We start from the raw sequence: 24,401 nt of genomic DNA, 5'->3' as shown, positions 1-24,401 counted from the left end.
AGGAAAGTAGCTCATGGCAATTACCGCCGCTACTAAGCTGAGCGACCTGTCAGGCTTCATCAAGCCGGACCTGGCTCAGGCATATTTTGAAGAGGCGCGCCGATCGTCCGTCGTCCAGCGTCTGGCTCGCCAGGTGCCGCTGTCCGAACGTGGCATCGAAGTCCCGATGGTGACCGAGAAGCCGACTGCTAGCTGGACCGCAGAGAGCGCGAAGAAGCACGTCACGAAGAACGGCATGGGCCTGAAGACCATGACCCCGAAGAAGCTTACTGCTATCGCAGTGGTCTCTGCCGAAGTGATTCGCGCGAACCCGGCAAACTACGTCGAGATTCTGCGCGCAGACATCGCAGAGGCGTTCGCAAAGGCGTTCGACGCAGCCGTTATCCACGGCACCAACAGCCCCTTCGGCGCAGGTACCCACCTCGCAGCGACTACCAAGGCTGTCAAGATTGGCACCAACGCCTCTGCAAAGGGCGGCGTTTTTGCTGACGTCAACGCGGGTTTGGACCTGCTGGTCAAAGATAAGAAGAAGCTGACGGGCTTCGTCTTCGACGACGTGACCGAACCCATCTTCAACGCGAGTGTGGACGTCAACGGTCGCCCTTTGTTCATCGCTGACCCCATCAACGGCACCGCATCCACCGTCCGCTCCGGATCTGTACTCGGTCGCCCCGCAGCGTTCTCGGACACCGTCGCAAATGGCACCGCAGCCGGCTCAGTAATCGGCATTGGCGGCGACTGGTCGAAGGCAATCTGGGGCACCGTCGGCGGTATCAACTTCGACATCTCCACCGAATCGGCTGTGACCATCAACGGCGAGCTCGTCTCTCTGTTTGAGAACAATCTCGTCGCAATTCGCGCCGAGGCTGAATTCGGCTGGGCAATCGCAGACGCCGCCAACTTCGTCAAGTACACCCTGTAGGAGACGCAATGGCAGTCCACGGATTCCCACAGCTGACTGCCGACGACCTGCGCGCTCGCTGGCCTGACATGCCTCCAGGAGCAGACTCTCACGCAGAGGTGCTCCTGGAGGACGCAGGCGTGTACATCCGAGCGGTTGCCCCGAAGTGGGAAGACCTCGATCCGGACGCAATCGCAATCGTCGCATGCCGCATGGTCAAGCGCAGCATGTCTGCGGGCCAACTCATCGACGGAGCGTCGTCTCTGTCTCAGACAGCTGGACCGTTCAACCAGCAGGTAACGTTTGCTAACCCGAACGGCGACCTATACCTGACCAAGGCGGACAAGAAGCTGCTGGGTATCGGCACGCAGACATTCAGCACCTACGACATGCTCAGCAACCGGCGGGAGGGTCCAAATGTGGCTTACTCAGCGATTCCTTATTCAGCACTTGGCGAGGATTGAGGACGCAGAGGACAGCTGGGGTACCAAACACTCCGTGTGGGCCGACCCGATAGAGGTCGAGGTCTTCGGCTGGGCGCCGCCGTCACCTGACGCAGAAATCAGAGACATCGGTACAGGCACCCGCCGAGACCTAGACCTCTACGCGGCGACCGGGTTCGCACGCCCTGGCGACCACGTCGTCATCGACGGCGAAACCTACGAGGCCATCGGCTACCCCGAAGACTTCACCCATGGACCGTTTGGCTTCCCTGCCGGCTACCGAATCAACCTACAACGAGTAGAAGGGTAGATATATGGGAAAAGCGAAAGTCGAGCTTAACCTGGCGGGCTTCTATGCTCTCCGCACCTCACCCGAGATGCAAGCAATCCTCTCCGCCAAGGCGGGAGAAATCCGTAACGCCGCCGGCGCCGGTTTCTCATCAGGAGTCAAGGCAGGACCCAAAACGGCGGTCGCCCGCGTCTGGCCAAACGGGAAGGCTGGCATGCGCGCCGAAGCAAAGAACGGCGCACTATCAAAGGCAGTCGGAGGGTGGGGAGGTAGCAAATAGTGGCAGCTGAAGTCATCCAATACGGAGACGTCTATAGCCGCATACGCAGCATCCTCACCACCCACCTCAACGTGCCTGTCTACGTCGCACGTGTGCCCAATCCCCGTCCCGATAAATTCATCGTCATCACCCCATCAGGCGGCGACGACAAATCAGTCACCCACGCATCACGGTCAATGATCCTCGACATGTGGGCAGAACGGGAAAGGGAAGCAGCCGCGCTCGCTGAGCAGGCAAGCGCGTATCTGCGTGCAACGAAGAACAACGTCAGCGATGAGGTTCTCATCTACTCCATCTCTCCATTGGGTGGAATCGTGTGGATGCCAGACCCCGACGCCGACGTTCCCCGTTTTCGACAGAACTGGCAGGCCATCTGCCGCGGCGCTGTCGTTGACACATTGAAATAACCTCAACGAAAGGAACCCCAATGGCGAACATTGCAGCCAATGTGCGCGTGGGCATCAACGGCGCTTTCTACACCGGCCCGTTGAAGACGCCTCTGCCGAATGGCGCGTCTGCACCTGTAGATCAGAAGTTTAAGGATCTTGGCTACATTTCTGATGATGGTGTGGCGCAGACGATTGACTCTGACACCACGGAGATTAAGGCGTGGCAGAACGGTGACGTTGTCCGTGTGATTCAGACGTCCCATAAGGTCAGCTTCAAAATGACCTTGATTGAGACTAATGAGGAAGTTCTGCGTCTTTACTACGCCGATCCCACGGCGACGTCCTCCCTGGTCAAGATGACCGGCAACCAGTCGCCTCATTTTTCTGGAGTCTTTGACGTCCTGGACGGCGACAAGATTATCCGCGTGACGATTCCTGATGGTCAGGTTACAGAGCGCGGCGATGTCAATTACAAGGGCGAAGTGATTGGCTATGAAATTACCGTCACGTGCTACCCGGACAGCTCGGGTGTAAAGGCATATCTGCATCTTGGCAGCAAGTAATTATGCATAGAGCCGGGGCGGGTGAGGTTTTAGTACCTCGCCCGCCCCGGGGATATCAACTACAACAGACAGAAGGAACGACACATGGGTAAGAAGCGCAAGGCAGCAATCAACCTCACTGACCACAAGGAAGCTGGTGGCCAGGACCGAGTTATCGTTCACCTGCGTGGACGTGACTGGGAAGTCAACAGCGCGGCACTTGACGATGCGGAGCTGATGGAATCCCTCATCGCATTGGATGAGGGGAATCCCAAAGGAATTTTTGCCGCGATCCGTGCTCTACTGGGTGAATCACAGCGTAAGGAAGTTATGGAAGCTCTGCGCGACCAGGAGACCGGTATTACAAAGATGAGTGATTACACCACGTTCTTCACTGACCTTATGCATGCGCTGAACCCAAACTTCTGACGCTCGTGAAGCTCCTGCGGGAGCATCGCGAGCTGATCGAGATTGACCTCATCCGGTTCTACGGAGCACGCTTCGCTGAACTGCTCGCTCGCTACGGTCCCCGCCTCACCGCGGCTATGGTTGTACACCTGCCTGATAACTCCGCCCTCATGAGGGAACTCGCTCAAGGATGGGGGCTGCAAGATCAACTCCTTGCCGGCATCTTTGATCGTCTTGCAGAAGCAAATTGGCAGAGGACTGAGGACGGGCAGAAGGGCCGTTCTCGACCGGACCCGATTCCACGGCCAGGGGTGAAGAGTGGAAATACGAAGCAGCTTGGCTCTGGCACTATGTCGCTTGATGAAGCACGCCACTGGGCCGCTGAGCGCCGCGCCGGCGCCGGCACAGACATCACCGATTCAACAACCATCATCTAGGAGACATATATGGCAGGGTACGAGCTTGCGAAGGCCTATGTATCGGTCATCGCATCGACTAAGGGAGCCGGCGCGCAAATCATCTCCGAGATTGGCTCTGCGGGCGAACGCGCCGGTAGCGAAGCAGGCAGTAAGGCTTCTGGTGCGTTCGGCCGTCTCTTCGGTGGTGCTATCGGTGGCGTGGTTACGAAGGCGCTGGCAGGGCTTTCGCTGGGTACGGTGCTCGGCACCGCTTTCAGTAAGGGCTTCAATCGTCTGAAAGCGATTGACGTTGCCCAGGCTAAGCTTCGAGGCCTGGGCAATGACGCTGACGCGGTGTCGGTCATCATGCAGAACGCATCGGCATCCGTGAAGGGCACAGCTTTCGGTCTGGACGCGGCGGCGACCGCTGCTGCTGGTGCGGTGGCATCGGGTATTCAGCCGGGTGAGCAGCTCGAAGCCGTCCTTAAGTCCGTCTCGAACTCGGCTGCGGCGTCAGGCTCCAGTATGGAGGAAATGGGCGCGATTTATAACAAGGTCGCGTCTACCGGAAAGGCACAGAACGACGTCCTCGCCCAGGTCGCAGACCGAGGAATCCCAATCTACCAGGCGCTCGCTAAGCAGCTTGGCGTGACGGCAGATGAGGTCTTCAAGATGGCCTCGGACGGCAAAATCGGCTTCGACCAATTCGAGAAGGCGATGACCTCCGCCGCAGGTAACGTCGCGTTCGAGATGGGCAACACGCTACCTGGCGCGTTCGCCAACGCGCAGGCTGCACTAGGTCGATTCGGTGCGAATATCCTATCTGGTGTCTACCCGACGCTCACCAAGTTCTTCCTCTCATTCCAGCAGTGGATGAAGCCTGTCGAAGCGATGGGTAAGACTATCGGCGAGAAGCTCGGCAGTGCGATGGAATACGCAGTCCAGGTAATCTCACACTGGACATCTATCGTTGGCCCGTCTATTGGCGGGCTCGTGATGAGCGTAGGAAAGACGCTCGGCGCTATCCTGCCGCCGCTCGGGGAGGCAGTCTCCACGGTATGGTACAGGTTCGAAGAAATCATCTTAGCCATCGCGACTGCGCTGCAGAAACTCGTCCGTGCATTCGGTGGCGCCAGCGCCAGCGCACTGAACCTAAGGAACCCATTTGATGCAATCACCGGTCTAGCAGACCTAGCCGCTAACGCCCTGGGTCGCCTAACCGACGCTATTAACCGCAACCCCGAAGCCGTGACAGCAATGGCGACTGCCGTTATCGGCGCTGTTGGTGCGTACAACACCGCAAGCCGTGCGATCGACGCAGGACGCTTTGCTCTCGAGTCGTACCAGACTGCCGCCGGCGCAGTGGGTAAGCTCAAGAGCTCCTTCGATGCCGTCGCAGAAGGATACCGCCTTGTCGCATCTGGTGCCGGCACCGCGGCAGAGGTCGCTAATCTCTCCCGCGAGGCACAAATCGGAGCCGGCGCCTTCCAAGCTAAGGCAGCCGCGCTTAAAGTCGCGTCCGCCGCCACCGTCGCATATAAGGCGGTGCTGTCGGCGACTTCAGGTGCTCTCGGGTCCTTCCTGGGTGTACTTAAGGCAAACCCGCTCATGGCGGTGGTTGGAGCGCTGGCTCTCGCCGGCGCGGCACTCGTCACGTTCTTTACCCAGACTGAGACTGGCCGCCAGATGTGGCAGCAGCTTATGCAGGCAATCCAGCCCGCGCTGAACACGATTCTGCCCCTTATCGGCCAGCTGGGCGAGAAGCTGATTCAGTCGCTTCAGCCAGCACTCCAAATCATAATGCCTGCGCTGCAGCGATTTGCGGAGATGGCCGGCCAGGTCTTTGGCCAGGTCGTCCAATCTGTCCAGCCGGTAATTGAGCGCCTCATTCCTCTAATCGGCAGCGCTATCCAGGCTCTGCTGCCGATTCTGGGGCAGATGGGTGCGGCGCTGATGGAATCACTCGGGCAGATTGGGCAGCACCTAGCCCCGCTGATCCCGATGGTTGTCCAGTTCGGCACGCAGATTGTTCAGGCGTTGTTGCCTATTGGCCAGCAGCTCATGACTCAGCTCGTGCCTGCGCTCGCTCAGCTGGGGGCTGCGGTTATGGCGATGCTCCCGCAGATTATGGATATTTTCCGCCAGCTGGGGGAGATATTGCTCCAGCTGGTGCCGGTGTTCGGTCAGATTGTGTCGGCGGTCGTGGATTTGGGCACTCAGGTGCTCGCTGCGTTGATGCCTGCAATCCAGGCGCTTCTTCCGGTGCTCGCGACAATCATCGGAGTCGTTGCTGGCGTGGTTGCAGTCCTTGTGACCTCGCTGATTCCTGTATTCGCTTCGGTGGTGCAGGCAATCGTCCCTCTCATCACGACGCTGATTGACATTCTGGTGCCTGCAATCCAAGCAGTCCTGAACGTGGTCACGACCGTGGTGCAGGCAATCGTCCCGATTGTCCAGGGCGCGCTTGACATTGTCGTGGGCATCATCAAGACCGTGACCGCAATCATCAAGGGAGATTGGTCTGCCGCGTGGGAGGGCATCAAGCAGATTGTCTCCGGCGTCTGGGAAGTCATCAAGGGCATTGTCGTTGGCGCAATCAACATCGTCAGCTCCATCATCACCAATGCCGTGAACCTGATTCGCAGCATCTGGGATGCCGCTTGGAATGGTATCGGACGGATTGTCTCGACCATTTGGGAGGGCATCAAGAACGGTGTCTCCGCCGGTATCAATACCGTGGTCGGGTTCTTCCGGTCGATGGGCACCGACATCGTTGGTGTGGTGCGGGGCATCCCTGATCGGATGCTCTCTATCGGCCGAGATATTGTCGGCGGTATCGCTAACGGCATCCGTAACGCCGCCGGCGCGGTTCTTGACGCCGCAAAGAGCGTCGTCAACGCTCTACCCGACTTCGTGAAGTCTGCTCTAGGAATCCACTCGCCGTCTCGCGTCATGCGTGACCAGGTGGGTATCTGGATTCCCGCGGGTATCGCAGAGGGCATCACCCAGGGCGCAGATGTGGCTGTCGATGCGGTCAAGGACATGACCGAAGCCGCGGTCGAAGCAGCAGAGGCAGGAATGGGTACGCTCAGCGCGGCACTCACTCCTGGCGCGCTCAGTGGCTCTGTCTCGCTTGGCGTGCGGTCATCCTCGCTCAACCGTGCACTCTCTGCATCCGCAGGGTCGGCACCGGTTGCTGCCGCATCCGGTGGGCTCCACGTCCACGTCAACGCGGCTGACGAGATGTCACCTGACCGATTCGGCCGCCGCGTCGGAGAAGCAATTAACCACCATCTCAACCTTGAAGGGGTCCTGATCTGATGATTGGCCAGCACCGTCACCGCGTCACGCTCACCGGAGCTCATGGCTCCCTCGTCCTCACAACCTTTGAGGACGGAGCCAGCGATGACGGGCTGGAGGTCTGGGTGACTGACCTGCAGGGCTGGGACGGCGGCACCGGTGTCGAGGCTGCCGATGTCCAACGCAAGATTGGGCACGGCATGCTCTCCTACCCGGCGCGCCGTACCGGCCGTACCCTCACTCTCAAGGGAACCATCATCGCGAAGGCTCTGCCCATTCGCGAACTCGCCTCCCGGTTCACCTCATCCCTGCTCTGGGACGGTGAGCTGGGGGCACTCTCCGTCGAATCCGACAACGGCCTCCTCACCTGTGAGGTTCGAATCGACGGAGACCCAAAAATCGAATACCTAGGCGACACCGCGTTCAACTTCGAACTCCCTCTCCTCGCTCCAGAACCGTGGCTCTATGGACCGGCCGTTACGACCCAGATATTCCCCGCCGGCGCGAACGTCGGGTTGCGGTTCGGCCTCTTCGCTCCGGCACCTAGCGGGGTTATCTCCTTCGGATCACAGGCTCCTCAATCCGCAGCCATCGCCCATGAGGGGAATGTCACCGCGCACCCCGTCTACGTGATTCGAGGGGAGTGGTCGTCTGGGGTCCGAATCACCAGCGGCGACAGGGTCCTAGAGTACCCGTACCCGGTCATCACACCATCACCGGTCACCATTGACTGCGCCCGCGGCACCGTCACCATCAACGGCGCCGACCACACCGCAGACCTCACCCGTCGAGACTGGCACTCAATCCCCGCAAAATCGGGGTTCGCACCCACCATCGAAGCGCTCGCTCCTGCCACTGGTTGGTGCGACGTGATTGTTCGAGACACCTACCTTTAGGAGAGCACCCATGACTACCGGTTTTGGCATGGCACCTGACCGCAACGGGAACGGCACGACGCCTGATGACTTGCAGGCAGTCATTGCCGCGCAGTATCCCGAGCCTGGAATTATCAGCGGTTGCGAGGTAAAGGGCACCGCCGCAATGAGTTATCAGATTGCCGCCGGCGCTGTGTGTATCCACCTCGCGCCGGGGCGTGCGGTGCTTGTGCCGGTGCCCGCGCAGCAGATTACGACTCAGCCCGCCCCGACTAACGGGGCGCGAGTCGAGTACATCTACGTTCAGCAGCTGACCGAGCCTGTCAACGGGTCCGTGGCGTCCAAGGTGGCAATCGGCGCGACCGTGCCGGCCAACGCGGTCATGCTTTCCAAGCGCGAGATTCGCGCGAACATCAAGGCAACTACCGCTACCCAGGAAGCCGGCAACATTGTTTTCTCTCGCCCTGTCGGTGGCTCCCTCGGTGTACTCCACCATCACGAAACCACTCGAGATACCCCGCACAAGCTCGGCGAGTTCCGCCGCGGCGCTGGTACCTTCTTCGTGCCGACCGACCGCACCGTTGATATACGCCTCACCTCAACGGTGACCACAGCGACCAGTGAAACGAACGTGACCCCGGTTATCGCCTCCGGCAGCCTATTCTACGACGTCTACATCGACGACAAATTGGTTTTGAGGCGCGAACGTGCATTCAACAACATCTGGGAATCCAAAGACTTCTCCACAATCCAGACCCTACAGAAGGGCCAGCCCCGCATCCACTACGTCGTCCGCCACACCACCTATGGGCACCAGTACTGGGTCGTGCGCGGCGAGAACGGCGGATTCCCGTTCCCCGGCGACGTCATCACCGTCACCGACATCGGCGTCGCCAAAGAGTAACCACCAACAGCAGGAGGAACAATGACCGCCCCCGGGCTCCACTGGATCCACACCACCACCGGACAAGTGGGCCCGCCCATCACCGTGCACAACGCCTCCTGGAGTATCGAGCTCAACAAAACAGAGGAAATATCCCTCACCGTCGACAAGAAACACCTCAACACCATCACCCCCACATGGTGGGAACCCCTCTCAGGCGGAGTCCTCCTCACCTATACCGGCGCGGACGGAATTACCCGCCCCATCGTTGCCGGCCCAATCACCGACTGGGGAAAAGAAACAACCACCAGCCTCGAAATCAAAGCCGAAGGCCTCCGAGCAATCTTCGAGAAACGCACCATCTGGCAAACCCTGGAATACCGAGGCACCACACTCGGCGAGATTGCGTGGGCGCTCGCCGCGCATGCGATGGACCGCCCCGGCGGTGCGCTACCTCTGGTGCATGGCACGGTGGGCGATACGGTGGGAGAGCGTGAGCGAACGTATGAGGGCTGGAACCTGGCGAATAACCTTATCGGTAAACGCTGGACGGAACTTTCGGGGGTTATCAACGGGCCTGACATCATGATTCGCCCGCGCTGGGCAGACGATGCTCAGACACGAATCGAGTGGGCCCTAGTGCATGGCACGGAAGCATACCCGTTCATTGCTCAGGACTGGGTTCCTGACTTTGACACGACCGCCGACTTGGGGGAGGTTCCGGATGTTTCGGTGACCTCATCAGGCAAGAACCTAGTTCACCGCATCTGGTGCACTGGTGCCGGCGAGGGCGAGGGCACGGCCCGCGCCCATGCCGAGATTCTCTCGAACGTCTGGCGCCGCGACCAACCCTTTGTCGAAGACGTGATGAGCGACGCCGACCAGGCAAGCCCGGATGTTCTGCGGCAGAAGGCACACGGCGAGCTCCTATCCCGCCAGGCAATGATTGACCAGGTCACGCTGACGTTCGCCGCGAACTCACAAAAGACCCCGCTGGGCTCCTTCTTCGTCGGGGACACAGCGAACGTGACTCTCACTGGCTGGAAGACCATCCCCGACGGGACGCGGCCCATGCGAATCATCAAGATGAACGGCGACCTCAGCCCACAGGTCACACTGGATTTCCAACAGGCACAGTGGGAGAACGCCTAAGAGAAGGAGGTACCGCATGGTGATGTATATTGACCAGCGGCCTACCCGCACAGCTGACACGCTCCGTGAGCAGATGCGCCGGCTGCGTGTGCCAGCATCAACACCTCATGGCATCAAGATTGCCACTGCTGCAGAGGCCACCCTGTACATGGACACAGGCGGCACTGCTCGCCGCTGGGATGGAGACACCATCGCCAGCTTCGACGCGCGCCTCACAGAGGCAACCAAAGTCGTGGCGAAAGCCAACGAGACGCTGGTGGCAGCAGAGCGGAATCTTGTTGAGGCGGAACGCCGCATTGCCGCCGTAGAGGCGGGCTCTGGGATGGACGATGACACGGTTGCTGCGAAGGCGGTTGCCGGCATCAAGAAAATGCCGTCCCCGCCCTTCGACGGCAGGAACCTCATCGTCCCCGGCACCCTCGACGTGAAACAGCTCAACGTGACCGAGGAGCTTGCCGCCTCAGTCGTGCGGGCGATGTCAGCTGAGACGAAGAAGCTGGTAGTCACGGAGGACGCGATCCTCCAGCGGGCAACCGTTATCGAGAACATCGTCACCCCAGAGGTGATCGCTCAGCGTATCCGAGTTGAGGACATCGCAGCAGAGATGATGACAGCCTCCCTGTTGCAGACTGACCGAGATTCCCGCCGCGGCATGAAGCTCAACAACACTGGCATCAGCGCGTTCAACGCCGCCGGTGAACAGACCGTGAAGATTGATGCCAGCGGAACAGACAACTACATCCGAGGAATATTCTCCACCGCCGCCGATGATCGCGCCGGCATCACCATCCGCACCACGCAGGGACCTGTCTCGGGGGGAGAATCAATCATTGAGATGCGCCCTCTGGATGCCGCTCAGCGGGCACCTATCGGCATCATCCGCATGTCCCCGCAGGGTGCACTGCATATAGGCATGAAGCCATTCGGTACATCAGACTCGGAGACCAGAGGGTTCTTCGTAGACCCGCAGGGTGGCGTGAACGTTACCGACAGTCTCCGCGTTCAGAAAAACATGCGCCTGGACGGGCTCTGGTCGATGACGAAGAACATGTGGGTGCGGTCGGTCGGACCGTACCGTATTGAATCTGGCAAGTGGGTCGAGGTTCGGTTCTCCTGGCCAGAGCTGGAGCAGCAGCCGTTCCTCCTTGCCCAGGCGTTCGGGTCTCAGGCATTGGTGACCACCATGAGCGACGTGAATCGCCGCGGTGGGCTTCTGCGCATCTACAACATCGGGCGAGATACCGCGGATGGTGTCTGGACAGACGTGTACTTGATGCCATTCAACCGCGGCACACCTGCCCCATAAAAAGAAAGGGAAACAGCCAACATGAGCACGCTGACACGCGACCAGCTCCTCGCGAAGACCATCTACCTCACGCAGGAAAATAACCGCCTGCGTGAGGAACTGCTCGACGCGCACATCACCGCCGGCACCATCCGCCTAGACAATACCGAGGACACGAAGGAACAGGAGGCGGCAAATGCCTGACACCACGGTCAAATACGCCACCGTGTACGCCAACATGGCGACCCACCAGCTCCTCGCCGGTGAGCCCGCACCAATCACCTCCGGAATCGTCACCTTCACCCCAACCTCCATGAGCCACGACGACACCACCGTATACACCGCATGCGAGGTAAAGGGATATCTGGTCAATGGTGTACTCCGCACCCACCCCAATGGCGGCGCTCGCGGCGTACAGCTCATCGCACCGGCCAAGTACAACGTACAGGTCTCTGCACGTACCGCAACCTCGCGCCAAATCATCATTGACTGCGTCCCTCTCACCGTCCAGCCTGGCCAGGAAATCAACCTCGCCACCGCCGCGGGGGACAGCATCAACGAGGTCCCCAACCAGGCACCCCAGCACCAGCCTCCGGCACAGACCCGGCACTGGGTCGCCGAGGACCTGGGCAACGGGCTCGCCCGAATCGTAGAAAAGGAGAAGAACTAATGGCAGACGACAAGGTCGTGTTCGACCGCCTGGTCATCGCAGACGAACAGGGGCACCTCACCGGCAAGCCCGCCGAAGGTGTCCAGCAGCAGATTGACCAGGCGCTCGCTCCGGTGGAGAAGATCCCCGCCGGCGGCGCGCAGGGCGAGGTTCTCGCGCGTGCTTCGAATGACGGAACACAGCTTACCTGGCGCACCGTGCGCGATGGTGTTGACGGTAAGAATGGCCGTGACGGTGTGGACGGTCAGCCGGGCCGAGATGGCACTGATGGCGCACCTGGTCGTGACGGCGTGAGCATCAAGCGCGTAGAGCCTTCCGCGTCCGGTACGGGCGCTACCGTCGTGATGAGTGACGGAACCACCACCGACGTGCCCATGGAGATTAAGGCGCTGTGGACCCCCGAGGTGCAGGCGCGCGCCCAGGGGTGGTGGCTTTCGTTCAACCCGAAGGATGCTGAAGCCGCAAAGAAGGAAAAATACGGTGTCCCGCTCATCCATGCGGACGTGTCCAATCTGAACACGCCTATCCCGATTGTGCCGCGGTTCCCTGACGTCGTCCCTGAGCGCCGCCTGATTACGATTCCGACCCCGAAGCAGCCTGGCGTGGTCTGGAAGATGGACGGTGTAGAGGCTGCGCCGGGTGACCATGTGATTCCTGGTGAGGACCGCCGAGAAATCATGCTCGAAGCCACCCCCGAACCGGGCTACGTGTTCAGCAGCAGCAAGCTCGAGTTCCCCGTCGTGTTCGGCTCTCTGCAGGGTCGTACTCTCGCAATCAGTGAGGATCCGTCTAAGCGACAGGCTGGCACTGCGCTGGTGCCGGCACCGCCTGAGAATGAGCGCGCGGCATGGGGTGGCAAGAAGAACCTCGGTCTGAAGCCGAACAATGGCTTTGGCGGACGAGACGACGTTGAATCACAATACGGGATGTACGGTACCGCGCTGGCTGAGCTTGCCGGCAAGCAGGTCCCCAGAACGTGGGTTGTCACGGATGACCTGAAGTTGAAGCCCGCAGGCCCCGGTAACGCCGAATCTGAGTTGTTCGTCACAACTGGCACCCCGAACGCAACGATTGAGATTGACGTTGCAGAGGTAACTACCCCTGCCCCCAGCCTGACGTTGGACTGGCTGCAGGACCACAGGTATGTGGCCGGTGGTCGGAGCTACACGGTTTGGCTGGCAGAGGCAGGCCGTCAGGCATCGATGGAATCAATGGTTGATGGCACTGGAACAGGTTTGCGAGTCAATGCCGGCACCAGCGTAGGCACCTGGCGGTTCGAGTTTATGAACCTGAGCTGCACCATCACCGCGCCGTCCGGCGCGCAGGTGACTCATAAGTGGAGTCAGAACGAGGACAGGCACCGGGGTAGGGTTCTCGGAATCCGCGCATCCAACAACAACATCTCAACCGGGGGATTCCGCGTCTACCTTGGACCTGATACCCCCCAGAGTGAGGACCGAGGAGCGCGAGTACCCTAATGACAGCCTACGTCTTCAGCAAGTATCCAGATGGTCGCCGCCATGCGCTCGCAGTCAAGGCATTTAACGCTGAGACGAGCAAATGGGAGCCCATCGGCAGTCGGCAGTACCCAGAGGTGGTCTTCCCTGGACTGATGGACGTCGCAAACTACGCCGGTGCCGGCACCGTCTGGCAGCGAGACATTTCCCAGATGCCGCTCGCCGAGAATTCGGCAGAGATGGCAGCCTGGATGGAACGGAACAACCCAGACCCGTGGGGAAGGACAGGAGACGGGAAGTTCCCTGGAAACCCCCGTGTGAAGACAGGCACCAACACGTCCGTTGCTGGCACGTCACCAATCCCCGCGTATCTCGTGGATTCCTCTCACCCCGACTGCCATTTCCAGAAAATGGAAGCAACACGAGGCGTGGGGCTCACCCCGTGGGCCGCGCAGAACATTCTCAGCGGAATGATCCCGATGCCAGAATTCGCGGAGCCTGCGAGGATTGGTGACCGAGGCCTGGCAATCTGGGACGTCCACACCGGCGTCATCCGTGAGTACTTCATGGTAAACCGGGCTGCGAACGGTGACGGCTGGACCGCTGTATCCGGTGGCTTCTCGGTCATGTCCCCAGGTTTCAAGAAGCTCGCACAGGAGAACTGGGCAACCCAGCTCCAGCTAGGTTCCTCCGCTGTCGCCCGCATGCACAACACGTTAGGTTTCGTGGGCATCGACGAGGTCCGCTGCGGCCAAATCAATCACGCGCTCGCGTTCACCTTTGGTGCAGTGTCAAAGGGGAACCCGCCGTCGTGGCCGGCACAGATGACGGACGGTAAATCGCCGGCCAGCGAGGCGCCGTCGTCACCTGTGCATGGGCAGTGGGGGCGCCTGGCCGCGGATGTGAATCCCTGGTTCAACCCAAAGACCGGGCTCCCATACAACCCGATGACACGACTGCTCATTGTTGCGGCGAAGAAGTACGGAATCGTCGGCACCGACACCAATGCTTTTTGTCACGCGTTCAATTTCGAAGACGGGCAGACCGAGAAGGCGTTCACCGGCGTTGATCCGTGGGACGTGGAGAAGACTCGAATCCTCGCTGACCGTGTCAGCACGACAGCGGTGGACGGCAGCATGCTGAACGCTTTCAGCGTGAAGGATTTCCCATGGGACCGCACCGAGTGGGCACCCCGTGACTGGGGCCGCCCGGACGTGGACTTCACCCCGCGTGAGGGCGGTGCTGCGTGGCGTCGTGACCGTGATGGGGTCGGGGAAGGAGTGCGATGACCCCATGGGATTTACCTCCCGAGATTTGGACTCTGGGAGGTGTTCTGATGGGCACCTTGATTCCAGCTGCGATGACATTTCTGAATGGGCGAGCGGCTGCAAAACATGAGTCGAATCGGACGCTGATTGATTCTCTTGAGCGCCGCATCGCCGAATTGGAATCAAGCCTGCAGAAGGAGAGCGCAGCTCGCGCCTCACTGGAGACGGATATTCGTAGCCGTGAGGACGAGGCACGCGCCAGGGAAGAGAAAGCGTATGCGGCAACTGACCGCGCCCGCCTCGCGATGAGCATGGCGATTGCCCACATCACGCGCCTCTCGAATCACATCGAGTCGGGGTCGCCGCCTCCGCCTCCGCCTCTGCCGTCTGAGGTTGCGGAATGGGTCGCTGCCGAGCTTTGGACGTCGAAGCTCGGTAAGGACGGCAAAGACGGCAAAAAGGATAAGTAATAAGGAAGGTGTGGGTGTCTCTAATGAAGACACCCACACCTTTTTGCCCTATAAGTAAGGAGACTCATATGAAGTATCAGGACATCACCGAGTGGAACGCCACTTCGTTCACCGAGGCAAGCCGCACCATGGACGACATCGATACTATCGTCATCCACCACTGGGGTGATGACAACCAGCGTTTCGAGAAGGTGTGCGAGTTCTTCGCCAGCGGCCCCGGCACCTCCGCACATTTTGTGGTGGAGGCTGGTCGCTGCGCCCAGCTTGTCGAGATTAAGGACATCGCCTGGCATGCAGGTAACTGGGCGGCTAACCAGCGCTCGATTGGTATCGAGTGCCGACCCGAGATGAGCCCGGAGGACTTCGAGACGGTCGCCCAGGTAATCGCCGATCTGGAGACCTTCTACAGCCGGTCCTTCTACGTGCACGGTCATAAGGACTTCTTCGCCACTGCCTGCCCCGGCCGCTGGTACGACCAGCTGGATCGCCTCATTGACCGCGTGAACGCGATCAAGGAGGGCAAGATTGAGAACGGTATCGAGGGCGTCCCCGCACCGCTGGAGAAGGACAAGGTCTCAGAGCTGCGAGAATCCTGGGCGAAGCTGAAGGACGCAGTGACCGAGTTCGAGGAGAAGATTGATAATGCGTAACCTGTCGCGTCGTCAGCGCGCCGCACTCCGCAAAATGTTGTACGTGCTCGCCCCGTCAATTTCTGCGGTGTTGGTTGCTTTCGGCATCTGGACGAGTGACCAGGCGGCAGTGGTGACCGGTGCTGTAACTGCGATTTTGCCGAACATCCTCGCCTTCTTCAATACCGACCCGGGCATGTATGAAGATGCCGTCGACGATGTATCTGCGGAGCCTGGCGACTCCGTTGAAAATCGTGAGTAAATTGTGACCAATGGGTGTTGCACCCCTTGAGCTCCGCGGAATATCAAGGAAGTTAGCCCCGCTGGTAAACAAGGCTTTCTAAAACTTGCGGGGTACCTAAGTACCTCTCTGGTTTAAGGGCAGAGACCCCCTGTGTTCCCCCTCCTCTAAGGGGAACGTAGGGGGTTTCTTTATGCCCAATTCTTGGCACGGATTCCCTGCCCAGATTTCGGGGAGGCGCCCGCCCGGTGACGAAACCGCTTGCGGGTCGCGCGGGAGCCCGTATAGTGGGAACTATCGGCGGTACCGCACACCGCCCGCGCCTATCATGAGCGCCCTAAGCGGCGTTGCACGTAGCGCCGGGGAAAACGCGAGAGCACCGCCGATACACAACCACCGACCACGAGCTAAGGACCAACGATGAGCCAGCCGAACTTCCCACCCGCCCGACTCTTTGACGCTTTCGCCAAGCCCGCCTCCACCGAACAGCCCGCGAAGAAGGGCCTGCTCGGCAAGCTGGGCCTGGGCGAATCCTCCGAGGAGGACAACTACACGACCGTCATGCTGGTCGGTTTCAACTCCGTGAAGGAACCCCCGGGCAACGGTGAGGACGCCCTCGACGTGATTCACCGCGCGTTCGACCCGTGCGATGAGAGCCCCGGCTTCGACATGGACGACTTCTACGACTATGCTTCCGTCGCCCCGCAGCTACAGAACAGCGACGACTCCGAATCCACGGTTCTGGTGTGGCCCAAGATGTTCTACAACATGGTCACCATCCCGGAGCGCCACCTGCGCCTGCTCGTGGTGACCGGCCCCGCCCCGAGCCTGTGCCTGCAGCGGTTCATGACCCGCTTCTTCAAGTACGTGAAGAAGCTCCACGTGGACCACGCGATCTTCGTTGAGACCTTTGAGGATCAGGTGGCGCACACCCGCCCGTACCCGTACACGCTGACCACTTACGACGAGAAGCTGGCGGCAATCCCCGGTATTCTGCACGAGTATTTCACCGGTTCTACCTCGGTGACGATGGCAATGTCTGCGCTCGCCGCCGAGCACGGCCTGTCCTCCTCGGTCATGCTGCGTATGAGCATCCCGGGGTATCTGAGCTTTGACCAGCAGAACCCGCGTGCGGTCGTGAGCCTGATCGAGGCGCTGGAGGTCATCCTCGGTATCAAGGTCGAGTCTGAGGAGTACGACCGCCTGCGCACCCATGCTGATGAGTGGGAGGCGGAGCTCGCCGAAGAAATGGCGAAGGACTACGAGAAGGTTGAGCTGGTGCGTGAGATTGAGCAGAAGATGGATTCGACTCTGCGCACTGTCTCCGGTGAGGTGATTGCCGAGGATATTGAGGGCTACCTGGATTCCCTCAGCGGCGCCTCCGAGGGCGTAAACCCTGCCGATGATGGTGCGGATTCCGCGGAGGATTCTTCGGAACGTTAGGTCCGTTCGCACATATGGCGCGGGTATGGGAAAATGATAGGTAACTATGCCCATACCCGCAGCCAGCATCTCGAAAGGATGATGTGATTGGCACCCATGTCGAAGAACCCGCCCGTTCCGGCGGCGACCGACCCCGCGATTATTCGCAACTTCTGCATTATCGCCCACATTGACCACGGTAAGTCCACCCTCGCAGACCGTATGCTGCAGGCCACCGGCGTGGTTGCCCCGCGCGATATGAAGGCGCAGTACCTGGACCGCATGGACATTGAGCGTGAACGCGGTATCACCATTAAGTCTCAGGCTGTGCGCATGCCCTGGGATGTTGACGGCACCTCCTACGCGCTGAACATGATTGACACCCCCGGCCACGTGGACTTCACCTATGAGGTATCCCGCTCCCTGGCTGCGTGTGAGGGTGCGCTTCTGCTCGTGGACGCCGCCCAGGGTATTGAGGCTCAGACCCTGGCGAACCTGTACCTGGCAATGGAGAACGACCTGACCATCATCCCGGTGCTGAACAAGATTGACCTTCCCGCGGCTCAGCCCGATAAGTACGCTGAGGAGCTGGCGAACCTGATTGGTTGCGAGCCGGACGAGGTTCTGCGCGTATCGGGTAAGACCGGTGAGGGTGTTGAAGCTCTGCTGGACCGTATTGTGGAGGCGATTCCCGCCCCGCAGGGTGACGCATCCGCCCCGGCGCGTGCCATGATTTTTGACTCGGTGTACGACTCGTACCGCGGCGTGGTTACCTACGTGCGTGTTGTGGACGGTAGCCTGCAGCCGCGTCAGAAGATTAAGATGATGTCCACCGGCGCTGAGCATGACCTGCTCGAAATCGGCGTGATTTCCCCTGAGCCTGTCCCGTCGAAGGGCCTGGGCGTGGGCGAGGTGGGTTACCTCATTACCGGTGTGAAGGATGTCCGTCAGTCCCGTGTGGGTGATACTGTCACCTCCGCCGCGAAGCCTGCGCAGGAGTCCCTGGGCGGTTACGAGGACCCCAAGCCGATGGTGTTCTCTGGCCTGTTCCCGATTGACGGTTCGGACTACCCGGCGCTGCGTGACGCGCTGGATAAGCTGAAGCTCAACGATGCCGCGCTGATTTACGAGCCGGAGACTTCTGCTGCTCTGGGCTTCGGTTTCCGCTGTGGCTTCCTGGGTCTGCTGCACCTGGAGATTGTGCGTGAGCGCCTGGAACGCGAGTTCAACCTGGACCTGATTTCGACCGCTCCGAACGTTATTTACGACGTGGTGGATGAGGCTGGTAACGCTAAGCGCGTGACCAACCCGAGCGAGTTCCCCGAGGGTAAGGTCGCGACAATTCGCGAGCCCATGGTGGCGTGTACGATTATTGCCCCGAGCGAGTACATTGGCGCGATTATGGAGCTGTGCCAGGCTCGCCGCGGCCAGATTGGCGGCATGGATTACCTCTCCGAGGATCGTGTGGAGATGCGTTACCGCCTGCCCCTGGCAGAGATCGTGTTCGACTTCTTCGATCAGTTGAAGTCCCGTACCCGCGGTTACGCGTCGCTGGACTGGAAGTTCGACGGTGAGGAAGAGGCTGACCTGGTGAAGGTCGACATCCTGCTGCAGGGTGAGAAGGTGGATGCGTTCAGCGCCATTACTCACCGCGATAAGGCGTACTCGTACGGCCTGATGATGACTTCTAAGCTGCGTGAGCTGATTCCTCGTCAGCAGTTTGAGGTGCCGATTCAGGCGGCTATCGGTTCGCGTATTATTGCCCGCGAGAATATTCGCGCGATGCGTAAGGACGTTCTTTCGAAGTGTTACGGTGGCGATATTTCGCGTAAGCGTAAGCTGCTGGAGAAGCAGAAGGAAGGCAAGAAGCGCATGAAGATGGTTGGTCGTGTGGAGGTTCCTCAGGAAGCCTTCATTGCGGCACTGTCTTCGAGCGAGGAGAAGGAAAAGAAGAAGTAGCCTTTCGCTGCTGTAGCTTTTCCGGCTGTGTGCTGACCTGTTGATTGTGGAGAACCCGGCTGGTGCCTCGTGTACCGCCGGGTTCTCTGCACGCTGTCTGTTGATACTACCCGCCTGCTGATACTACCCGCGTAGCCGCATGCGCGGTGCCCATATTTGATCCCCCCGACCTCTACACCTAGTTCCAGGAGGCAGAATGCCCGCCCAGCCCACCGGCGCCCCCGCACCCCGCGACGGGCGCATCCCCGCCACCAGCGCGGCAGGATGCGAAACCCGCGACTTCAGCCTCTACGTACACATCCCCTTCTGCTCCGTACGCTGCGGCTACTGCGACTTCAACACCTACGCCACCGAAGACTTCGGCGACGGCATCGGCCTCGGCACCTACGCCGACGACGCCATCGCAGAAATCCTCTTCGCCGCCCGCACCCTCGAAGCCTCCGGCGTCGCAAAACGCCCCATGCACACCGTCTTCTTCGGAGGTGGCACCCCCACCAAACTGCCCGCCCGCGACCTCGTACGCATCCTGCAGGCAGCCATCGACGTATTCGGCCTCGTCGAGGGTGCAGAAGTCACCACCGAAGCGAACCCCGACTCCGTCACCCGCGAAGACCTGCAAACCCTCAAGGACGGTGGCTTCACCCGCGTCTCCTTCGGCATGCAATCCGTCGTCCCCGAGGTGCTACAGGTACTCGACCGCACCCACATACCCTCCAACGTGCCGAAGGTCGTCGCCTGGGCCAAGGAGGTCGGCCTGCAGGTGTCCGTGGACCTGATTTACGGTTCGCCGGGGGAGAGCCAGCAGCAGTGGGAGCAAAGTGTTCGCGCCGCAATTTCCTACGAGCCGGACCATATTTCCGCGTACTCTCTGATCGTGGAGGACGGCACCAAGCTTGCCGCGCAGATCCGCCGTGGCGAATACACCATGCCCGATGAAGACCTCATGGCGGATATGTACCTGCTCGCCGAGGAGCTACTCACCGAAGCCGGCTACAACTGGTACGAGGTCTCCAACTACTCGCGCAGCGCGGACACTCGCAGCGACCACAACCTCGCCTACTGGCGCAACCAGGACTGGTGGGGCATTGGCCCCGGCGCGCACTCGCACGTGAACGGTACCCGCTGGTGGAACGTGAAGCACCCGGTGCCCTACGCGCAGAAGGTGCGTGCGGGGGAGTCCCCGGCGGCGGCACGTGAGGTGCTGGACACCGCCACCCGTGCTTTTGAGACGATTATGCTCATGATCCGTGTGCGTGAGGGTTTGGCGATGCGCGAGCTGCTCGCGGTGCACGATGAGGCGCAGCTGGGCGCCTCGTTGCGCTGGCTAGTTTCTCAAGCTCTGATTGAGCCTGATGCTTTGAATTCTCAAGCTGAACCTGACCCTGAAGCCCACGTGCGACTGACCCTCAAGGGGCGACTTCTGGGCGACGCTGTGACCCGTGAGCTGCTCCCGGAGGTCTCTGACGAGCACGAGGAACACTAAGAAGCATTGGTCTGACAAGGGGCTTTTCAATCGGGGCGGCGTTCCGGTTCTGGTCTGTCGCAGCTCCACTTGATGCTTTTCTCTGACGCTGCCTGCGAATGGCGTGCACCCCGGTATTGCCGTAATATTTCGGTGATTTCGGGGTGTTTTTGCGGGTCTTAAAAAACTTTTAAAAAATTTTTCGGGGCTGTTTGGGGGTACTTTAGGGGAGCGCCAAACCTTACATTGGCGTGCTAATTGTTTGCATTTGTGCTGGACTAGCCGAAAGAATTTTCCACTCCTTCATGCCGCTTTTAGGGTGCGTATTTTTCGAATACTTTCCTGAGAAAAAATTTTCCAAAACACCCAATTTCAAGTTGTGGTTGAAGGTTACGCTGTGCCATAATAGGTCATGGCAGGACGGTATATGTCTAACAGCGTGTTCTCGTCTTTGCTGAAGTTGAGTGAATACGGTTGTGGGCTCCTGGTAACAGGGGCCCACGATCGTTTAACAACGATTATCTACAGCACCATTCGGTAGAATTTGCAGTAATTCACGCGCACTAGGCAAAGAAGCCCCACTTAAACGTAGAACGCCCCACACACAACGTGCGGGGCGTTCATCGTAAAAGCTATCAGCGCGGTTTAGGACCGGCAGTTCTTAGGATTCTGCGGATTCTGCGTTCTCGGTGGAGTAGAAGCGGTCCAGCAGACGCGGGTTCATACGGTAGCTGTACGGCTCACCGCGGTTCACCTCAATACCAGCGCGCAGCGATGCAATAGCCATGAACAGCCACACGAGCGCACCCAGAACCATGGCAATGTTGCCCATGCCGGGCAGGAACGACACAACCCACAGAGCCACCAGAGCAATGGAGGGCAGGAGGGTGAAGTTCATCGCCTCGCGAGCCTCCTGCTCAGCGAAGGGCGCGTTATTGCGGCTGACGTAGAAAACCGCAGCGGAAGGGATGATGCCGAGAATGCCGCCGAAATGCGCGAAAGTCGCACGGTTGCGGTCCTGAATCACGCTAATCTTACGGGTTTTCTGAGGCCCGGTTGCCGGGCGAACATCGTTAGTCACGAAAATCCTGGTTCGATAGAAGTTTCTTGTGGTGATCACCTAAGCCGGTGGAAATACCCTCCGAAGAGGCAAATCGTTTGAGCGGTGGTGACCTAAGAGTGTAGTGATGGTGCAACATAAACCCACAGGGTCAATGCCACATACTCAACTATTGTACCGCTTTAGGGGACGAAACCCACAGGATAATGCCCTCGAGGGAAAGGTTCTGAGCAAATTCACACCTGCGCCCGCAGACGGGGGCGCAATAGCGGGTTTCCGTGTGGTTAGGCACCCGGCTCGGTGAGAAAATCGATGAGCGATTCGACCGGACCGAGCAGCGTCGGATCCAGGTCAGCGTATGAGTCAACGCGGGAGAGAATATGCTTCCACGCCTGCGCCACATCCGCTTGCGTTTCGTGCGGCTGACCCAGACGACGCAGCGTGCCCTTCTTGAAGTCCTCACCGCGCGGAACCTGCGGCCACGCCTTCAGACCCAGCACCGAGGGCTTGACCGCCTGCCAAATATCGATGAACGGGTGACCCACGATCTTCACGTGCCCGGCGGCACCCGGCACGGCAAGCGCCTCGGCAACAATGCGCTGCTCTTTCGTGCCCTCAATCAGGTGGTCGACCAGAATACCCAGGCGGCGGCCCGGGCCCGGCGCGAACTCACGAATAGCGCCGGCAAGATCATCCACGCCGTGCAGCGGCTCCACAACAATGCCCTCAACGCGCAGATCGTGGCCCCAGACCTTCTCCACGAGCTCGGCGTCGTGCAGACCCTCAACCCAGATGCGGGAGGCGCGCGCCACCCGAGCCGGGGCGTTCTTCACCGCGATAGAACCGGAACGAGAAATCGTGCGCTTCGGCTCCTTCGCCGCCACCGGGGCGACAATCTCAACGGGCTCACCCTCAATCAGGTAGCCCGGACCCAGCGGGAAATTCTTTACGCGACCCTTCGCGTCTTCGAGTCCGAAGAACAGGGCACCGCCGATGCGTTCAGCCTTCACGACCTCACCCACCCAGCCGTTAATATCCTCAATCAGCAGGCCGCGGCGCAGCGGCACCTTACGTGGGGCCGGCGCCTGGCGGCTCATGCGGGCGGCGTTTAGATCCTGGGCACCCCAGCCGTAGGGGGAGTGGTGGGTACTCAACGTATTCTCCTTTGGGGCGGTAGGGGCAGCAGAGCCAGTAGGGGCGGTGACCGCGCCGGAACCGTGAGACAGAACAATCAGACGGAACCGTGAGACAGAACCGGCGGGGGAACTAAAACGGGGTTCGGAGCGCACCGCAGATTAAGCGGATAGCGGGAGCGACCCCCTTTCAGCCTAGCCATTGTATCGGGTCGGGGGTAGTATCCCCTAGAATTGATACGACCATTATTGGCGGTGCACTCATCGAGCACCGCCATCGTCTCGAGAGGAAGGAAACGCATGAGCCACTACGATACTCTCGGCGTATCGAACGACGCCAGCCCCGAAGAGATCAAGAAGGCGTACCGAAAGAAGGCACGCCAGCTGCACCCCGACGTGAACCCCTCCGAGGACGCAGCCGAAGAATTCAAGCACGTCACCCTCGCCTACGAGGTGCTCTCCGACCCCGAAAAGCGCCGCAACTATGACACCACCGGCGACGAACAGGGCCGCGCAGGCTACCCCGGAGGCGGCGGCTACCCGGGTGGCGGATTCAGCGGCTTCGGCGGTTTCGAGGACCTGCTGAACATGTTCACCGGCGGCGCGGCAGGTGCCCGCGGCCCCGCATCCCGCATGCGTCAGGGCCAGGACGACCTGATTACCCTCTCCATCAGCCTGCAGGACGCCGTGTTCGGTGTTGAGAAGACCATTGAGCGTCGCTCCGCCGTGACCTGTAAGTCCTGTAACGGCGAAGGCACCGCAGAGGGCACCCAGCCCGAAACCTGCACCACCTGCTCTGGTCACGGTTTCATGCAGCGCCGCGTGCAGTCCATCCTCGGTACCGTCATGCAGCAGGTCGAATGCCCCGACTGCCACGGCTACGGCACCGTCATCAAGACCCCCTGCCCTGAATGTCACGGTCAGGGCCGCGTACGTGAAGACGTGCCGCTGACCTTCAACGTTCCCGCCGGCGTGCACGACCAGGCGCGTATCCGCCTGCGCGGCAAGGGCGAGGCAGGCCTGTACGGTGGCCCCAACGGCGACCTGTACATTGACCTGAACGTTAAGCGTGACAAGTACTTCAGCCGCGAGGGCGACAACCTGGTCACCACCGTGAACATCCCCATGGTCGCGGCGGCGCTGGGCACCACCATCCCGCTGAAGACCTTCGACGGCGACCAAGAAGTTGCTATCCCCGCAGGCACTCAGAGCGGTGACGTGATCACCCTCAACGGCCTGGGCGCAACCGTGCTCGGCACCGAGCGTCGTGGCGACCTGCTGGTGCGTATTCAGGTGGTCACCCCCACCGACATGACCGAAGAGCAGCGTGAACTGCTGCGCCAGTTCGCCGCCCTGCGCGGTGAATCTCTCACCGAAGGTTCGCAGGTCAAGCACCGCGGTGGTCTCTTCTCCCGCCTGAAGGACCAGTTCAAGTAGGATCCCTACACCAAGCTGAGGATGCGGCGGGTGCGGGTTGAGTCCCGC

The 24,401-nt window shown here is 60.2% G+C and carries 25 protein-coding genes; 23 read left to right on the top strand and 2 right to left on the bottom strand.

Translation table 11 applies throughout. The annotated features are described in order from the left end of the window. Window positions 1-13 precede the first annotated feature (13 nt). The 22 genes from HMPREF2836_RS05520 (at window position 14) to hemW (ending at window position 20,744) form a co-directional block, all read left to right on the top strand. The gene (locus HMPREF2836_RS05520; RefSeq protein ID WP_070629773.1) at window positions 14-922 is read left to right on the top strand and encodes a phage major capsid protein; all 909 of its coding nucleotides are present in this window, start codon (window positions 14-16) and stop codon (window positions 920-922) included. Window positions 923-990: 68 nt separating this feature from the next. Beyond that, complete coding sequence (locus HMPREF2836_RS05515; RefSeq protein WP_141752110.1) at window positions 991-1,365, top strand: hypothetical protein; 375 nt, start codon at window positions 991-993, stop codon at window positions 1,363-1,365. Continuing rightward, the gene (locus tag HMPREF2836_RS05510; protein ID WP_210394335.1) at window positions 1,352-1,654 is read left to right on the top strand and encodes a hypothetical protein; all 303 of its coding nucleotides are present in this window, start codon (window positions 1,352-1,354) and stop codon (window positions 1,652-1,654) included. The genes HMPREF2836_RS05515 and HMPREF2836_RS05510 overlap by 14 nt, the downstream gene beginning before the upstream one ends. A gap of 258 nt (window positions 1,655-1,912) precedes the next feature. Continuing rightward, window positions 1,913-2,320: a hypothetical protein gene (locus HMPREF2836_RS05500; protein ID WP_070629766.1), complete on the top strand. Its 408-nt coding sequence runs from the start codon at window positions 1,913-1,915 to the stop codon at window positions 2,318-2,320. A 20-nt stretch (window positions 2,321-2,340) separates the two neighbouring features. Continuing rightward, entirely contained in the window at window positions 2,341-2,865 is a 525-nt protein-coding gene (locus HMPREF2836_RS05495; protein WP_070629764.1) for a phage tail tube protein, read from the top strand. Between the two features lie 84 nt (window positions 2,866-2,949). Continuing rightward, entirely contained in the window at window positions 2,950-3,273 is a 324-nt protein-coding gene (locus HMPREF2836_RS05490; protein ID WP_070629762.1) for a hypothetical protein, read from the top strand. Between the two features lie 5 nt (window positions 3,274-3,278). After that, complete coding sequence (locus HMPREF2836_RS05485) at window positions 3,279-3,689, top strand: DUF5361 domain-containing protein (RefSeq protein WP_070629760.1); 411 nt, start codon at window positions 3,279-3,281, stop codon at window positions 3,687-3,689. Between the two features lie 9 nt (window positions 3,690-3,698). Further along, window positions 3,699-6,971, top strand: a complete 3,273-nt coding sequence (locus HMPREF2836_RS05480; protein WP_070629757.1) for a tape measure protein — start codon at window positions 3,699-3,701, stop codon at window positions 6,969-6,971. Next, complete coding sequence (locus tag HMPREF2836_RS05475; RefSeq protein ID WP_070629755.1) at window positions 6,971-7,846, top strand: phage tail family protein; 876 nt, start codon at window positions 6,971-6,973, stop codon at window positions 7,844-7,846. Before HMPREF2836_RS05480 ends, HMPREF2836_RS05475 begins: the two co-directional genes overlap by 1 nt. Before the next feature lie 10 nt (window positions 7,847-7,856). After that, window positions 7,857-8,729 (top strand): hypothetical protein, encoded by an 873-nt coding sequence (locus tag HMPREF2836_RS05470; RefSeq protein ID WP_070629753.1) that lies wholly within the window; start codon window positions 7,857-7,859, stop codon window positions 8,727-8,729. A gap of 21 nt (window positions 8,730-8,750) precedes the next feature. Further along, complete coding sequence (locus HMPREF2836_RS05465; protein ID WP_070629751.1) at window positions 8,751-9,860, top strand: hypothetical protein; 1,110 nt, start codon at window positions 8,751-8,753, stop codon at window positions 9,858-9,860. A gap of 16 nt (window positions 9,861-9,876) precedes the next feature. Next, window positions 9,877-11,166 (top strand): hypothetical protein, encoded by a 1,290-nt coding sequence (locus tag HMPREF2836_RS05460; RefSeq protein ID WP_070629750.1) that lies wholly within the window; start codon window positions 9,877-9,879, stop codon window positions 11,164-11,166. Window positions 11,167-11,187: 21 nt separating this feature from the next. After that, on the top strand, window positions 11,188-11,349 hold the full coding sequence (locus HMPREF2836_RS09305) for a hypothetical protein (protein ID WP_168163653.1): 162 nt from the start codon (window positions 11,188-11,190) through the stop codon (window positions 11,347-11,349). Next, window positions 11,342-11,815: a hypothetical protein gene (locus HMPREF2836_RS05455; RefSeq protein WP_070629749.1), complete on the top strand. Its 474-nt coding sequence runs from the start codon at window positions 11,342-11,344 to the stop codon at window positions 11,813-11,815. Before HMPREF2836_RS09305 ends, HMPREF2836_RS05455 begins: the two co-directional genes overlap by 8 nt. Further along, complete coding sequence (locus HMPREF2836_RS05450; protein ID WP_070629747.1) at window positions 11,815-13,293, top strand: hypothetical protein; 1,479 nt, start codon at window positions 11,815-11,817, stop codon at window positions 13,291-13,293. The genes HMPREF2836_RS05455 and HMPREF2836_RS05450 overlap by 1 nt, the downstream gene beginning before the upstream one ends. Next, window positions 13,293-14,561, top strand: coding sequence for a hypothetical protein (locus tag HMPREF2836_RS05445; RefSeq protein ID WP_070629745.1), 1,269 nt, complete (start codon window positions 13,293-13,295; stop codon window positions 14,559-14,561). The genes HMPREF2836_RS05450 and HMPREF2836_RS05445 overlap by 1 nt, the downstream gene beginning before the upstream one ends. Before the next feature lie 71 nt (window positions 14,562-14,632). Next, window positions 14,633-15,010: a hypothetical protein gene (locus tag HMPREF2836_RS05440; RefSeq protein ID WP_141752108.1), complete on the top strand. Its 378-nt coding sequence runs from the start codon at window positions 14,633-14,635 to the stop codon at window positions 15,008-15,010. A gap of 68 nt (window positions 15,011-15,078) precedes the next feature. Then, window positions 15,079-15,660: a peptidoglycan recognition protein family protein gene (locus HMPREF2836_RS05435; protein WP_070629740.1), complete on the top strand. Its 582-nt coding sequence runs from the start codon at window positions 15,079-15,081 to the stop codon at window positions 15,658-15,660. Further along, window positions 15,653-15,901, top strand: a complete 249-nt coding sequence (locus HMPREF2836_RS05430; RefSeq protein WP_070629738.1) for a hypothetical protein — start codon at window positions 15,653-15,655, stop codon at window positions 15,899-15,901. The genes HMPREF2836_RS05435 and HMPREF2836_RS05430 overlap by 8 nt, the downstream gene beginning before the upstream one ends. A gap of 399 nt (window positions 15,902-16,300) precedes the next feature. Continuing rightward, window positions 16,301-17,323, top strand: coding sequence for a PAC2 family protein (locus HMPREF2836_RS05425; protein ID WP_070629737.1), 1,023 nt, complete (start codon window positions 16,301-16,303; stop codon window positions 17,321-17,323). A gap of 96 nt (window positions 17,324-17,419) precedes the next feature. Next, on the top strand, window positions 17,420-19,261 hold the full coding sequence (gene lepA, locus HMPREF2836_RS05420) for a translation elongation factor 4 (RefSeq protein ID WP_371260001.1): 1,842 nt from the start codon (window positions 17,420-17,422) through the stop codon (window positions 19,259-19,261). A gap of 196 nt (window positions 19,262-19,457) precedes the next feature. Further along, window positions 19,458-20,744: a radical SAM family heme chaperone HemW gene (gene hemW, locus HMPREF2836_RS05415; protein WP_070629736.1), complete on the top strand. Its 1,287-nt coding sequence runs from the start codon at window positions 19,458-19,460 to the stop codon at window positions 20,742-20,744. A gap of 640 nt (window positions 20,745-21,384) precedes the next feature. On the opposite strand, the gene HMPREF2836_RS05410 is transcribed toward hemW, so the two are convergent. After that, window positions 21,385-21,804 carry a DUF4870 domain-containing protein gene (locus HMPREF2836_RS05410; protein ID WP_005508694.1) on the bottom strand — a complete coding sequence of 140 codons (420 nt, stop codon included), beginning with the start codon at window positions 21,802-21,804 and terminating at the stop codon, window positions 21,385-21,387. 263 nt (window positions 21,805-22,067) lie between these two features. Continuing rightward, window positions 22,068-22,937, bottom strand: coding sequence for a DUF3097 domain-containing protein (locus HMPREF2836_RS05405; RefSeq protein ID WP_070629734.1), 870 nt, complete (start codon window positions 22,935-22,937; stop codon window positions 22,068-22,070). A gap of 279 nt (window positions 22,938-23,216) precedes the next feature. Between HMPREF2836_RS05405 and dnaJ the strand changes: the two genes are divergently transcribed. Further along, a complete protein-coding gene (gene dnaJ / locus HMPREF2836_RS05400) occupies window positions 23,217-24,353 on the top strand; it encodes a molecular chaperone DnaJ (protein WP_070629733.1) in 1,137 nt (378 codons plus the stop codon). Window positions 24,354-24,401: the final 48 nt, after the last annotated feature.

Source organism: Rothia sp. HMSC065C12, from assembly GCF_001812085.1.
Classification (GTDB): Bacteria; Actinomycetota; Actinomycetes; order Actinomycetales; family Micrococcaceae; genus Rothia; species Rothia mucilaginosa.
This window is presented reverse-complemented; position numbering and strand designations above follow the sequence as displayed.

Excerpts from the sequence above, each read along its gene's own strand:
- HMPREF2836_RS05450 (WP_070629747.1), top strand. The coding sequence starts at position 11,815 with ATGGCAGACGACAAGGTCGTGTTCGACCGCCTGGTCATCGCAGACGAA.
- HMPREF2836_RS05440 (WP_141752108.1), top strand. The coding sequence starts at position 14,633 with ATGACATTTCTGAATGGGCGAGCGGCTGCAAAACATGAGTCGAATCGG.
- HMPREF2836_RS05495 (WP_070629764.1), top strand. The coding sequence starts at position 2,341 with ATGGCGAACATTGCAGCCAATGTGCGCGTGGGCATCAACGGCGCTTTC.
- lepA (WP_371260001.1), top strand. The coding sequence starts at position 17,420 with ATGTCGAAGAACCCGCCCGTTCCGGCGGCGACCGACCCCGCGATTATT.
- HMPREF2836_RS05465 (WP_070629751.1), top strand. The coding sequence starts at position 8,751 with ATGACCGCCCCCGGGCTCCACTGGATCCACACCACCACCGGACAAGTG.
- HMPREF2836_RS05490 (WP_070629762.1), top strand. The coding sequence starts at position 2,950 with ATGGGTAAGAAGCGCAAGGCAGCAATCAACCTCACTGACCACAAGGAA.
- HMPREF2836_RS05435 (WP_070629740.1), top strand. The coding sequence starts at position 15,079 with ATGAAGTATCAGGACATCACCGAGTGGAACGCCACTTCGTTCACCGAG.
- HMPREF2836_RS05455 (WP_070629749.1), top strand. The coding sequence starts at position 11,342 with ATGCCTGACACCACGGTCAAATACGCCACCGTGTACGCCAACATGGCG.
- HMPREF2836_RS05520 (WP_070629773.1), top strand. The coding sequence starts at position 14 with ATGGCAATTACCGCCGCTACTAAGCTGAGCGACCTGTCAGGCTTCATC.
- HMPREF2836_RS05515 (WP_141752110.1), top strand. The coding sequence starts at position 991 with ATGCCTCCAGGAGCAGACTCTCACGCAGAGGTGCTCCTGGAGGACGCA.
- HMPREF2836_RS05425 (WP_070629737.1), top strand. The coding sequence starts at position 16,301 with ATGAGCCAGCCGAACTTCCCACCCGCCCGACTCTTTGACGCTTTCGCC.
- HMPREF2836_RS05430 (WP_070629738.1), top strand. The coding sequence starts at position 15,653 with ATGCGTAACCTGTCGCGTCGTCAGCGCGCCGCACTCCGCAAAATGTTG.
- HMPREF2836_RS05475 (WP_070629755.1), top strand. The coding sequence starts at position 6,971 with ATGATTGGCCAGCACCGTCACCGCGTCACGCTCACCGGAGCTCATGGC.
- HMPREF2836_RS05470 (WP_070629753.1), top strand. The coding sequence starts at position 7,857 with ATGACTACCGGTTTTGGCATGGCACCTGACCGCAACGGGAACGGCACG.
- hemW (WP_070629736.1), top strand. The coding sequence starts at position 19,458 with ATGCCCGCCCAGCCCACCGGCGCCCCCGCACCCCGCGACGGGCGCATC.
- HMPREF2836_RS05480 (WP_070629757.1), top strand. The coding sequence starts at position 3,699 with ATGGCAGGGTACGAGCTTGCGAAGGCCTATGTATCGGTCATCGCATCG.
- HMPREF2836_RS09305 (WP_168163653.1), top strand. The coding sequence starts at position 11,188 with ATGAGCACGCTGACACGCGACCAGCTCCTCGCGAAGACCATCTACCTC.
- HMPREF2836_RS05445 (WP_070629745.1), top strand. The coding sequence starts at position 13,293 with ATGACAGCCTACGTCTTCAGCAAGTATCCAGATGGTCGCCGCCATGCG.
- dnaJ (WP_070629733.1), top strand. The coding sequence starts at position 23,217 with ATGAGCCACTACGATACTCTCGGCGTATCGAACGACGCCAGCCCCGAA.
- HMPREF2836_RS05460 (WP_070629750.1), top strand. The coding sequence starts at position 9,877 with ATGGTGATGTATATTGACCAGCGGCCTACCCGCACAGCTGACACGCTC.